The sequence below is a fragment of the Algoriphagus halophilus genome (assembly GCF_900129785.1).
Lineage (GTDB): Bacteria > Bacteroidota > Bacteroidia > Cytophagales > Cyclobacteriaceae > Algoriphagus > Algoriphagus halophilus.
The window spans coordinates 1,509,552-1,523,259 of record NZ_FSRC01000001.1 but is presented as its reverse complement, the minus strand read 5'-3'; the positions used below and the strand labels follow the sequence as shown (position 1 = coordinate 1,523,259).

At 39.5% G+C, this 13,708-nt stretch carries 10 protein-coding genes; all 10 read right to left on the bottom strand.

Annotated elements, in window-relative coordinates; all coding sequences use genetic code 11:
* Positions 1–37: 37 nt before the first annotated feature.
* The 10 genes from BUR11_RS06465 to BUR11_RS06420 all read right to left on the bottom strand — a co-directional run bounded on the left by BUR11_RS06465 (position 38) and on the right by BUR11_RS06420 (position 13,115).
* Entirely contained in the window at positions 38–352 is a 315-nt protein-coding gene (locus tag BUR11_RS06465; protein ID WP_074223962.1) for a DUF5335 family protein, read from the bottom strand.
* 44 nt (positions 353–396) lie between these two features.
* Positions 397–930: an HdeD family acid-resistance protein gene (locus BUR11_RS06460; RefSeq protein WP_074223961.1), complete on the bottom strand. Its 534-nt coding sequence runs from the start codon at positions 928–930 to the stop codon at positions 397–399.
* 112 nt (positions 931–1,042) lie between these two features.
* The gene (locus BUR11_RS06455; protein WP_074223960.1) at positions 1,043–1,972 is read right to left on the bottom strand and encodes a hypothetical protein; all 930 of its coding nucleotides are present in this window, start codon (positions 1,970–1,972) and stop codon (positions 1,043–1,045) included.
* A gap of 166 nt (positions 1,973–2,138) precedes the next feature.
* Positions 2,139–3,749 (bottom strand): amidohydrolase family protein, encoded by a 1,611-nt coding sequence (locus BUR11_RS06450; RefSeq protein ID WP_074225147.1) that lies wholly within the window; start codon positions 3,747–3,749, stop codon positions 2,139–2,141.
* A 23-nt stretch (positions 3,750–3,772) separates the two neighbouring features.
* Positions 3,773–5,404, bottom strand: a complete 1,632-nt coding sequence (locus BUR11_RS06445) for an amidohydrolase family protein (RefSeq protein WP_084560877.1) — start codon at positions 5,402–5,404, stop codon at positions 3,773–3,775.
* Between the two features lie 19 nt (positions 5,405–5,423).
* The gene (locus BUR11_RS06440; RefSeq protein ID WP_084560876.1) at positions 5,424–6,980 is read right to left on the bottom strand and encodes a M20 family peptidase; all 1,557 of its coding nucleotides are present in this window, start codon (positions 6,978–6,980) and stop codon (positions 5,424–5,426) included.
* Positions 6,981–7,195: 215 nt separating this feature from the next.
* Complete coding sequence (locus BUR11_RS06435; protein WP_074223958.1) at positions 7,196–8,530, bottom strand: metal-dependent hydrolase family protein; 1,335 nt, start codon at positions 8,528–8,530, stop codon at positions 7,196–7,198.
* A 30-nt stretch (positions 8,531–8,560) separates the two neighbouring features.
* Positions 8,561–9,895 carry a metal-dependent hydrolase family protein gene (locus BUR11_RS06430; RefSeq protein ID WP_074223957.1) on the bottom strand — a complete coding sequence of 445 codons (1,335 nt, stop codon included), beginning with the start codon at positions 9,893–9,895 and terminating at the stop codon, positions 8,561–8,563.
* A 24-nt stretch (positions 9,896–9,919) separates the two neighbouring features.
* On the bottom strand, positions 9,920–11,251 hold the full coding sequence (locus BUR11_RS06425) for a metal-dependent hydrolase family protein (RefSeq protein WP_074223956.1): 1,332 nt from the start codon (positions 11,249–11,251) through the stop codon (positions 9,920–9,922).
* A gap of 1,066 nt (positions 11,252–12,317) precedes the next feature.
* Positions 12,318–13,115 (bottom strand): hypothetical protein, encoded by a 798-nt coding sequence (locus BUR11_RS06420; RefSeq protein ID WP_074223955.1) that lies wholly within the window; start codon positions 13,113–13,115, stop codon positions 12,318–12,320.
* Positions 13,116–13,708: the final 593 nt, after the last annotated feature.

Below are 13,708 nucleotides of genomic sequence, written 5' to 3'. Positions count from 1 at the left end.
TCCCAAAATGGATGAAAACCTATTAAAACCCGTAAACTTATCCATCTTCAAAACTCAAGCGTGAAATTCTATTTTTATGACCTATAATTTCAATAGCAGTAAGTTTCCCATTTCTATCTTCTTCTATAAAAAGGTCATCAGGACTAGTAATTGAATGCTGATAACCTTCTAAAGAAATGAAGATGTCATTTCCTTTACCCTTAGGGTCATAGCTGATTTCTTTAAATTTTTCCTTCATTACCAATTCTTTACCTTCCTCATTTATTGAAGAAATCCTTCCAAAATTACCTGAAGTAAATGATTGAAATCTTGATTGCCATTCCTCTTTTTGTACTTTCTTTCGGATATCCATGCTACTTCTAATTTAGTTCTTACTCAATAGTTGAATGTGTTTTATTAAGATTTTGGTTTTAGGCCAAAGCCTTCAATTATGCTAAACAATCCAATGATTAATAATCCAAAGCCCATCCAGGAAGTGACTGTAAGGACTCCCATTAACATATTAAATGAAATAGAGTAGCCAAAAATGGAGATAATAATACCCCCAATCATCATCAATCCCCAGTTAGGAACTCCTGATTTTTTTGCTCCAAAAGAATCCACAAAGAGAAAGATACCTCTAATCATTAACCAGATACCTATTACGAAAGGAATAGTAGATGCAGAAATAAGTGGATTTGAAAGAAAAATAATTCCGAAGATCAGATCCAGGATTCCTCCTACCAGTATCCATCCCCACTTGGGAGCCAATTTACTTATGGTAAAAGAACCTATAATTTCCATTATCCCCGTGAATAAAAAACTTATTCCTATATAGATGGCCAACCCAAGCAATGTATCTAGAGGATGTCTGAACACGAAAAAAGCAAGAATGATAAAAACTATTCCTTTTAAGACTCCTAGCCACCAATATTTATTAGAAAACTCCATTGTATATTTATTTTAGATTTATTTATAAAATTGAGCTCCTTGCCCAATTCAAAGAATGGTTTAACTAAGATGCTATTCTCTCATTTGTTAAACTCCTAGAAATTAAGGGTTTTTACCAAGGTAGAGGTACAATCCTTCCTATTTGAAATCTAATTTGATGTTGTGGCCCAAAATTTTCAGGGCTTACCGCGTAATACCAATACTGAATCGAGAACTTCAGAGGATTTTTGCCTGCTTTAATCGTTTTAGACAATCCTGTACCTATGGGAACAGATATTTTATTTCCTTTGGAGGCTTTATGATTAATTGTAAAAGTTGGTTGAGCCTGAATTTGCCATGCTTTTTTCAAATTAATGGTATAAAAATATTGGCCCGAAGTAATATTTAATCGATAGTCCTGTCCAGTTTCATTGTCTGGGTAATAGATATCATTTAAAAACATAAAATCTTCAGGTGTTTGTATCCCATCATGATCTGCCGCAGAATTTTTATTTAAACTCCAAGATTGGGTAAGTAGTACTCCAAACATCCCCCAAGAAGTGTTTTTGCCTAAAAACATTTCAGGTCCAAGCATCCACCTTCCTGTACCGAGCTGTTTATTGGTAGCTGTTGGGGCGCTACCCACAATTCCCAATAAAGTAATCCACTTACTTTCCCAAGTAATTCCATAAGCTAGATCAAATCCTATATCACCCAGATCAACACCTTGCTTTTCAAATTCTCCCGATTCATTAATAGTCGGTTGAGATATAATTATTGGAATAAGGGGTCTAAAGAAAATATTTTGACCAGGCTTTACCACATAGGGTAAACTTGGCTGGAAACTAACTTTAAATGCATTTTGAGAATTATCCCCATTTAAATCTCCCCCATAATTGATAAAATCAATGGGAAGTCCAAGTAACCCAATAGATGCATTTGGATTGGCCAATTTTTTAGCCACTTCTTCCATGCTTTCCTCTCCCTCATCTTGGCCATATACATTGATACTCAATACCGTCAGTAAGACTAAAGAAGTAATTATTTGTATAATATTTTTCATAACAGTTTATTGTTTTAATTGTAGTTTTAATTATTTCCTTCTTACTGAGAAAAATAAATATTCATGATAGTTTTATTTAAACACCTCGCGATTTCAAAGTACAAAGGGGGTAATGAAAATTAAATTATCCTTCTACTCGTTTTTGGTGAAACATTTATTCTAAAGCTTATTTTACAATCTTGTTTCTTATCGGCTGACCAGGATATACTCCTTCCAATACCTTTGAATCTTTTACGACGATGGTACCATTCACTAGGACATAAGGTATACCAGTAGAAGGTAAGCCTCCTTTTGCCATAGTCGCATGATCAGTTACTGTATCTGGATTGAAAATGGTGATATCAGCATCTTTTCCTTCTTGAACACGACCCTTATTTGCCATTTGTGCAACCCCATTTTCCTGTAAAAATTTGGCTTGCATAAAGCTCATTTTTGATATGGCCAACATCAATGGCATCAGATTCTTCTCTCGAACCAATCGTAAAGCTTTAGCATGAGAGCCCGCACCTCGAGGATGACCTTGAGTAGATTCAAATGGAGTAGACCAATCAAGAGCTAACTCCCCAGTTTCCGAGATAGACAAAGGCGCTGCATCAGATTCAATCATGGTCCTTGGATCAGCTAATGCACTAAGCATAATTTCTTCCTCCACACCTCCAAAGATGACAGACGCGCCCGGCTGTGTTTTCAACAACTCCTCATAACGTTCTTTGGTTAGTGGCTTCATGGTCGCTACTTCAATGATATCCTCATAACTTCTTCCCATATTCCTTTGATAATTATCTGGGGCCAAATAATCTGCACCTGCAACAGTGGCTCCTTGCCAATAAGGGTAAATGGCAGCAACTGTTTTTAATCCATTCGTTTTAGCTGCGTCCAGAAGGTCAATAGCTGTAGGTGTATAACTCAGGGCCTGCTGATGAATATGACTCACATACAAACCTCCTCCATAGGCCGCTACGCTTGCAAGCATTTCTTGGGTTCCAAGGATACCAGTACTTGGTGGCATTTGACTGGAGAACCTTCCATGAAGTACGGTACTCAGACCATGCTCTCCCATTAACCTTTGCCACATGATCGTTTCGCGGCTAGTCGTACCCCGGGTCATATAACCAGGCACTGCACCAAGACCTAGAGCCCCTTGCTCAATTCCTTCTTTTAGCATTGATTCCAATTCATTGATCTGCTCAGGAGATGGAAGAAATTCCGTCAAAGTCATATTGAAACCACTTCTATTATGAGGGTCAAACGCATCCAAAAGAATCGAAGCGGTAGTTGACTTGTAATCCGGGTTTGCCAGTATTTCTCTCACTGCCGCTGCAGATACTGCAGCCCCATAATTCGTTTGGGATTTACCCTCCAATTTGGCATACCATGCATCTACGGGATATGCGCCAGCTTCCATGTCCAGGGGGGTAGTCACCCCATCCCGCAAACTTAGTTTTTGCCCAAACGGGAAGTCCGAAATATGCGAATGAATATCAATAAATCCTGGTGCCACCACATGTCCTGTGGCATCGATGGTTTCTTTTCCGTTAATAGCCTCTTCTGTAATCAGCGCAATTTTGCCATCCAGAACACCTACATTTTGGACCCCGTCGAAATTCGTTTCAGGATCCATGACGCGGCCATTCAAGATGACTAAATCAAATTCCGTATCGGATGGAACCGCCGATCCTGCCGTCGTATCACTGGCCTTTTCACCACACGCGGTAAAGAGCGCCATACACATCAGACACAGGATACTCGTCACAGTTAGGCCATTTGCCTTTTTCATGTTATTGAATGTTTTATAAACCATTATTGTTTTACCAGGTCATTTTTAATGGCCTTACCAGGATAAACACCCTCCAATACTTTTGAATCTTTGACTACTATCGTACCATTTACTACCACATAGGGTATACCGGTTGAAGGCAAAGCCCCTTGCTTAAAAGTAGAATTATCCGTCACGTTTTCAGAATTGAAGATGGTGATATCGGCATCTTTTCCTATTTGTAACCGGCCTTTCTGGGACATGGATTTTACTCCATTTTCTTCCAACCATTTTGCTTGCATGATGGTCATTTTTGAAATGGCCAGCATCAGAGGCATCAGTTTTTTCTCGCGTACAAGTTTCAACACCTTTGCATGAGTTCCTGCAGCCCGGGGATGACCTGATACAGACTCAAAAGGCAGGTCAAAATCCATAGCTGACTTTCCTGAAGCAGGAATTACCAAGGGTGGTGCATCACTACCTATCACAGTTCTTGGGTCGGCTAAAGCACTGAGCATGCCTTCTTCTGAGATCCCCCCAAAAATAACCTGATCTTGTGGGCTCGTTCTAATCATTTCCTCATAACGTTCTTTCGTTAATGGCTGCATGTTTGAAATCTCAAAAAGATCGCCGTAATCACGACCCATGTTCTTCTGATAGGTTTCAGGCTTTAAATAATCAGCTGACACAATGGTTTGACCCTGATAATAAGGATAGATCTCCGCGAGTACCTTCATTCCTTTGTTTTGGGCATCTTCGATCAGATCCAAAACAGCAGGTGTGAGATCAAGGGTTTGCTGATGGACATGATGAACATATAAACCACCTCCATAGATGCCTACACTGGCCAGGAACTCCTGAGTCCCCAGGATACCGGAAGTCGGAGGCATTTGGCTGGAGAACCGGCCATGAATGTAAACAGCCAGGCCATACTTTCCGGCTACCTGTTGCCACATGATCGTTTCTTGACTTTTCGTTCCATTGGTCATGTAGCCTGGTAATCCACCAATCCCAAGGCCACCCTGTTCGACCCCCTCTATAAACATTTGCCTCATTTGATCCAACTGTTCTGGAGTTGCCAAAAGAGTCGCAAACTGAAGATCAGGATTACTTTCCGTATCGGCATTCGTGATATCCATTACGAAGGAACCTGAATTGGTATCGTAATTTGGATTGGCAATCTTCTCTCGAATTCCTGCTGTTGAAACGGTGGCGCCGTAGTTGGTTTGTGAACGTCCTTCCAAGGCGTTATACCACATATCTATGGGATAACCGCCAGCTTCCATCTCCAAAGGAGTTGTAACACCATCGCGAAGAGCTATCCTCTGACCAAACGGAGTATTTGCAATATGATTATGGAAATCAATAAATCCCGGAGCTACCACATGTCCTGTGGCATCAATAGTTTCCTTTCCTGAAATAGACTCCTCTGTAATCAGTGCAATTTTGCCATCCAAAACACCGACATTCCGTACCTCGTCGAAATTCGTTTCAGGATCCATGACCCGGCCATTCAAGATGACTAAATCAAATTCCGTGTTGGATGGAACTGCTGATTCTGAATTCGTATCACTGCCCTTTTGAGCGCAGCTTATCAATAAAGTTGAACTCAAAAGACAAAGGAAGAATAACCTTGAAAGATCTTTTGAGTAACTTAATTTATTTCGTCTATTCATAACAATTAAATTTTTCTAACTACAACGCATCCAGGTTTCCAAATATGGTATAAAAAAAGCCTATCGTTTTTCCATATTCCTCCACCAAGATTCGCTCATTTACTCCATGAAATCCTTTAAATTCTTCCGTGTTTTCTAATTGAATACCCGTGATGGTATATACATCTGGTGCAAAAGATCGGGCCTGAAAATGCTTGGAGTCAGAACCCCCGATTACAAAAAATGGTGAGACTAATAGATCATTTCCCCAAATCTGACGGATGGTCTTTTCAAGCATATTGTAGGCATCATTCCCTACTTCGGCAATATTGGTGGCCGGTGTAGAGGCAGATATATCCCGAACAGTAATACGATCGTCTTGTATGGCATTTTTAACATGTTCAATAATAACTTCAGGAGTATCTCCTGGCATGGGCCTGAAATTCACAACAGCAGTAGCAGTTGGAGGTAATACATTATCCTTTACCCCTGCATTGAACATGGTTACTGCAATGGTAGTATGAAGCATGGCCCTGGTCAATTGGTTTTGGGCCATCGTCTCAATGAACTGCTGTTCCAAATCCGTCATCTCATCATCTTTTCCAAAGGCTACCGCTGCATATAACGGTTGATTGTCTTTGTCCAACTCTGGGCCCATGTAGCGATATTGGGAACGAACTGCGGGATGAATCCTATAAGGAAACTGCGCATCTTCCAGCTTAGTAACAGCTTCAGCCAAAATACCAATATTGGATTCAACTGGAGGTTGAGAAGAATGTCCTCCTATTCCATTCATCTCCAATTCCAGACTGATAAAGCCTTTTTGAGCAATACCAATCAAAGCGGTATTCTCTTTAATTCCAGGAAAAATACCTGGAGTTAATGGAGCTGATTCATCCATGACATAAGCAAATCGTTTGATCCCTCGTTGCTCCAATACATCAGCAATGTATTTGGCCCCTTCAGGACCTCCTACTTCCTCATCCTGACCAAATACAAAATAGATCGTGCGGGAGGGTTGCCAGCCCTCTTTAATCCTCATTTCGGCAGCTTCCAAGATGCCATGAATTTGGTTTTTATCATCCAGCACGCCACGACCCCAGATATATCCGTCTTGAACGGTTCCGGCAAATGGGTCTACTTTCCATTGATCCCTAGAATCCGCTGGAACTGGCACCACATCCTGGTGTGCATAAAATAAAGCTGGTTCTAAGGATGGGTCTTTTCCCTCCCAAGTATATAAAAGACTATATGGACGAGGATCTCCCAGCACTTCCTTTTTTAAAGTTTTATGAACATTGGGGTACGCTTCCTCAATAAACTTATGATAATCCTCAAAGGCTTTGGTATCGAAGTCTTCTCGATCTTGATTGGAAATGGTAGGAAAAGTGACCGCTTTAGATAGTCGTTGTACAGCTCCATCTAGATCTACATCTACAGAGATCTGATCTACACCTGTCATTTGCAAAGAAGTAAAATCTTCCAGGTAAACGGCTTCGGAAGCTTGATCGGAGGAACTGGAATTTTGACCACAACTTCCCAATAAGGAAACAGCCCCTATTCCAGCATAGAAAATTACCTTGAATGAAGATTTCATACGTGTTTATTTTATTGTGATTTTCTTTTTTTAATTATTTAAGGCCTATGAGTTGAAGTTGTCCCCACCTACCGATTCATACTTTAAAAAGCATGAGCAATGAAGAAAAAATCCATTATCGATTGGCTTAAAATTCAAACTTGACCATCGTTTGTATCCTATTTGCACTTCCAAACGAATCGTTTATAATTCGTTGGACTGAAAATTTCAACCATTTAATCCAAGGTGTTTTTATAAATTTTACCGTCTTTCATAATGATCTTTAAGTTGTTATCCGGATCAGCAATCAGATCTAGGTTCTCAAGTGGATTACCGTCCACCAAGAGCAAATCCGCCAATGCACCTTCCTTAATCACACCATTTTCCCCAGGGTAAGGATCCCTAGGCCCACTCATTTTGAAGAGTTCGTAATTGGTGCTGGTTGCCATTTTCAATACCTCCCATGGCTCATACCACCTTAGGAGTTTTGCCAGCGACTTTCCCTGTTTGGCCGCAATCTCTGGCCCATTTTGTAAATCTGTACCAAAGGCAACCTTCAAATCATACTTTTTGGCCAATTCGTAGGCTTTTTCCGTGCCCGCTGTCATTGTTAAGTATTTTTGTTGTTCGAAAGATCCTTCGGGAAATGGGATGGCATCTTCATCATTCAGTATGGGTTGCAAACTGAGCCATGCGTCATGCTCCTTGATCAGCTTTGCAGTCTCCTCTACAATCATCTGACCGTGTTCAATCGATTGGACTCCAGCTTCCAAGGCTCCTCGAACCGCTACATCTGAATAGGCATGTACCGCTACATAGGTATTCCAACTAGCTGCCACTTCCACCGCAGCCTTCATTTCATCCAGTGTATATTGCCTGACATCTAATGGATCACTAAGCGAAGCCACGCCACCACCTGCCATCACTTTGATCTGAGTAGCACCACTCATTAAATTCTCACGCACCCGTCTAATCACCTGGGGAACTCCGTCTGCAATCTTTGTCCATCCCATCAATTCCCCATCTAGAAGTTCTCTTCCGTCTTTCCTTGTCATCGCCGTCGGAAACCGGAAATCCCCATGTCCGGAGGTCTGTGTAATATAAGCTCCTGATGGATAAATTCTTGGGCCCACAATTCTTCCCTCGTCGATCATCTTCTTGATTCCAAAAACTGGACCTCCGAGGTCGCGAATAGTTGTAAAACCTCGCATCAACGTTGCCTCGGCGGCTTCGGCACCCACCAATGTCAGATAGCCAATCTCGTTCACAAAAATTTGCATACTTGCAATATGGGCATGCATGATATGCCAATGCGCGTCTGTCAAACCAGGGATCAATGTTCTACCTTGAGCATCTATAATGGTTGAGTTCTCGTCTTGGGTTATCATGATCCCTTCAGCAATCTGTGCTATTTTATTTCCTTGGATCAATACATCTTTTCCTTCGACCAACTTATTTGTTCCGTCGAAGATTTTGGCATTGGTAATTAAGATCTGTTTTTGAGCCTCTTGTGCGTAAGTACCAATACATAGGACTACGAATAAGAGAATCATTGATAACCCTTTTTTCATAATTTGAGATTTAAATTAGATTCAATTGAATCAATTACTCAGGGTATTTTTATACACCTTCCCATCCTTCATGATCACTACAAAATTGTTTTCAGGATCTGCTATCAATTCCAAATTTTCCAAAGGATTTCCATCTACGATTACCAAATCAGCATAAGCCCCCTCTTTAACCACACCCAATGGACCTTCTTGGTAAGGATGTCTTGGACCGCTCATTTCTAAAAGCCGAGCATTTTCTGAAGTATATATTTTCAAAGCTTCATAGGGAGTAAACCATTTTCCCAATCGAACGACATATTCATTTTGTTGCAAGGCAGTAGTCGGTCCAAAAAGGTGGTCTTTTCCCACTGCAATATTCACCCCTACTTTTTTGGCAAGAGGGAATACTTTGTCAATGGCTTCAACGATTCCTTCAAACTTTTCTTGACTTAAAGGATTATCCCAAGTCATATCCTCTTTGAAAACAGGCTGTAAAGAAAGCCAAGCACCTTTTTCCTTCATCAATTGCAATGTTTCCTCTGTCACGAAGAAGCCATGTTCAATACACATTACCCCAGATTCTATGGAGGTACGTACCCCTCGGTCTGTATAGACATGTGAAGTAACATACGTATTATAGTTGGTGGCCTCTTCTACAACAGCTTTGATTTCGTCCACCGAGTATTCGCTTACATCGAGTGGGTCAAATTCAGAAGCAACCCCACCTCCCGTAGTGATCTTGATTTGAGTGGCACCCATCTTTAAGATGTCTCGAGTTCTTAGCCTAACTTCATCTACTCCGTCCGATGTCATTGCCATCCAATTTCGCTCCCAATAGTTCATGTAGTCTTTATCACGAGGTACTTCAAGTTTGCCATAGTAATCTGCATGACCTGAGGTAGGGCTCATAAACGGACCTGAGGGAAGAATCCGGTGTCCTGGATATTCACCCGCGTCAATTAACTTTTTAATAGCAAAAGGATTGCCTCCTGGATCCCTGACGGTGGTAAATCCACGCAATAAGGTTTTCTCCGCTCCAGTCATACTTCGGATAGCCACTTCAGGCATATCACCCTGATTTGCAAATAAAACAGCAGCTGGTGTATAGGCATAAGTGGTATGCCAGTGAGCATCAATCAAACCAGGGATTACTGTTCTACCTCCAGCATCGATAACGGTTGCATCATTGCTTGCTGAAAGGTTTTTACCAATCGTCTTTACTAGATTTTTTTCAATTAACACATCCACTCCTTCGAGCAGTTGTTCATTAACACCATCAAAGACATTGGCATTCTTGATTAGAATGATTGGGTCTTTTTGCTGACTAAATACGGCCAAACTGGAGAATACCAGGGCTAAGGTTAAAGTGATTTTTAAAAGTTTCATCTTGATTATGGTTTACTTAATATTTTATTCTAGTGTGTTCTTATAAATTTTTCCATCCTTCATGATTACCATAAAGTTCTTATCAGGGTCAGCGACCAGACTTAAATCTTCCAAAGGATTACCATCTACAATGATCAGATCAGCATATGCTCCTTCTTTTACCACACCTAAAGGACCCTCTTTGTAAGGATGTCTAGGACCGGACAATTCCAACATTCGCGCATTCTCTGAGGTTGCCATTTTCAGTGCTTCATAAGGGGTAAACCAACGTGTTAGCTTTGCAAGTAATTTCCCTTGTTTCGCCGCGTTTTCTGCTCCCATAAACAAATCCGTTCCAAAGGCCATATTCACACCTATTTCTTTAGCCAGTTGGTAAACATTATCAGTTCCTTTTGTAACCTCAGCAAACTTTCTATTGGACTCTGGGTTTGGAAACTTATCTGCATCCTCATCATTCAAAATAGGCTGCGTGCTCAACCACACCTCATTGTCTTTCATCATCTGAAGTGTTTCTCTACCCATCAGCATCCCATGTTCTATACTTTTGACACCAGCTTTTACGGCTATCTGTATCGCATCGTCCGTGAAAATATGTGCGCCAACATAGCTGTTGTAACTTTTTGCAACATCTACAATCGCTTCCATCTCTTCGAGCGAATACTGTCTTACATCGATGGGGTCATAACTGGAAGCAACGCCCCCACCACCGGCAATTTTAATCTGCGTCGCTCCTAGCATAAATGCTTCACGGCTTCGCTTGCGGACTTCAGAAACTCCATCGGCTATTGCAGTCATTCCTACTTCCTCCCAATAGGTCATATTTCCGATTTTATCAGGAATTTGATTAGGCAGGCGATAGTCAAAATGGCCCCCTGTTTGGCTAATCATAGGTCCGGAGGGAAGTATGCGTGGACCCACTACCAATCCTTCATCAATGAGTTTCTTAAGGCTAAAAACGGTCCCTCCCATATCTCTTACAGTCGTAAAACCTCGCATGAGCGTTTTTGGAGAGGCCAAAGTACTTCGAATACCCACTTCAAAGGCATCCCCAGAAAGCACGAATGTCATAGGCAGTTCTGCCAATGCCATGTGCCAATGGACATCAATCAATCCGGGAATTATTGTTTTTCCTCCTGCATCGATAATGGTAGCATCATTTCCTGCGGATAGATTCTTTCCTATAGACTTGACTAAATTACCTTCTATAAGAATATCGACGCCTTCTTGAAGCTGCTCATTTACCCCATCAAATACATTGGCGTTTTTAATAAGTACAATAGATGGTTCTTCTTGACTGAATACTGTCAAACTGAATAGTACCAAAGCCAAGGTAAAAGTGATCTTAATAAATTTCATGATATAATTGGTAATGGTTAATGATAGGGTTAGGTATGATTTTTTTGATAGTTTGAACTAATTTTTTGAGCCTAAGAATTGTTTCAATTTTCCTGAAAAGTTGGCTTTAACACCAAATTAGCAAAATCATATATTCATTTTTTTTTAAAATTTACTCTTAATATAATTATATTTTTAACAATTGATACAGTTTTAATAAAACACTTTTTTGTTTTTTTTAATCTAATAATTCAAAATTCAAACTGTTGTAAAAGATTCTTTGAAATACTATTGAATCAAAAGTATGATGAATAAAAATCCAGTGTTTTACTTATCGTTCTTATTGTTTGACCTATTGTTTCGAATGCTTTTCACCCCATAAAGAATCCATTCTAGGCACTTGATTAACAACGACTATCCATTTAATTCTAATCAGAACAAAAAAATAGATGGTAACGAGCAAATTAATCAGTATGGAATACTTTATGTATAGTCATCATCAGGTTAATGGAGGTTAAGAATTACTATTTGTTAAAATACAAGTACAATTAAATCATTCTTGGATGTTATGTTCCTGACAATTATCATGTTAGACCCTGATTATTTTTCCTTTTGATCGAAAATATAATATGTGAGTTAGATCTATCTGGTAAGTATATACCTGAGTCATCTTCCTACTTTCTTTATAGAACAATTTCGAGGTCATGATCTTCTTTCCGAACTATATTCTAGTTTTCTTAAAGAATCGGCATTTTTTTCAATTAGTTGAAAATACCAAAAGAAAACTTACAGTCCTCTAGAGTCTTTTGGCGATGGAAAGTCCACACGTTCCATATACTCAGGCCTTTAAATCATAATATAAAAGACTGAATATCTAATGGTTTGGAGAGCCATCCAATCTCTAATGGGAATAGAAGTCTCTTCATTACACAAAAAAGATTTAGCTAAATTTATTAGGACTGAATCATTAACTCATTGCAAAGCTTAACTCAATCGCTATCTAAAATTCATCTTTTTATTAAACAAAAAGATTGAAATTGAATACCTTGGAAAAATTGAAAAATACTATAGTAATTAACATTCCCTTTTAGTATTGGATTCGATTGTTTTTGATGTAATCCTTTTTCAAAAACTGTGGGGAAAATATCATCACCCCAATTTCAATACCTGCACCATACTTTCCTTGAAATTGAGAGCTATAAGTAATGGCTGGCACAATAAAATCATTCGGTTCCCATCTCAGACCAACTTTATATTCAGCTGGGGAGTTGGCAGACCCTTCTGTACCATAAACTTCTGCTACAATAGCGGTTTGTGGAATGATTTTGTAAATGGCAAGACGGGATGACCAAGTAAAGCCCCAGGTGACTTCATCTTTGTTTTTAGTATCAAAATCTACGATCGCGCCTGGCATGATATCCCAAGAAAGCATATTCTGAAATAAAGGGATGGTAACAGGAATTGACGTCCAAACATTCTTGTGTAATTCCGTAAACTCTGTTCCCTCGTAATAACCAGGTGATCTCCCAAATCCAAAGAATGCAGCAGCCCCTCCTGTCTTTTCTTTATTTACCCAAAACATATATTTTCCATAAATGGAGGTGGTGAAGTGCTGTACATAATCATCAATCCGATAATCTCGAAATAAATTCGCTTGAAAGAAAAATTCAAAACCTGGTGCCAGACCGAATGAGCTTACAAAATTGGAATTACGCTGCCCTGCAGTAAGAACGAAGGTTCCTGTCCCATGGGGCATACTTAAGTAATTATCGGTATTGAATTGTTGGGCTTTTGTCTGTACCACAAAACCAACTATCAATACTACCAAGATGTAAAGGAATTTGAGCAAAATTGCCCTTTCATATCTTTTTGCTACTTTTTCCATATACTGATTTTCGAAGAAATTTAATTTGAACCATCGTTTAAGAAGGTACCTTTTTGTCCACTGCCAATTTCATAGTATCAGTACATACATGTAAGACCGAATATTAAACAAGGTAATTTTAAAGACCTCAATTTCCATTTATTGTATTCCCTACCCCAAATACCTCAGAAAGTGATTCTTTTAGCTGCTTTGGCTTATCTATTTATTAAATTTAATTTCTATTGGAAAATATAAATATAATATACTCCCCTCCCAAGAAATGTCAAGAACAGGTCTGATTCATTTACCTATTGTTCCAAAAACTTTACTTATTGTTTGTACAATGGATTTCCCTTTATTTTTGAGGAGACACCCCAAAATCTTCAGAGAAGATTCTTTAAAAATAAGAAAGGTTTTCTATTCCCACCTCCAGTGCCACTTGACTGATATATAAATTACAGCCAAAGTACCTATAAGAAATTTTTGTCCTGAAGATTATGGAATTACAGTGGGTATTTTTATAAAAATCCCACCCGCAAGTTCTTTAGAGTAAGCTCAGAAAATCGCAGATGCAGCGGATGAAATCTGTTTGATTTCCAAAGCCACCAGTGGGA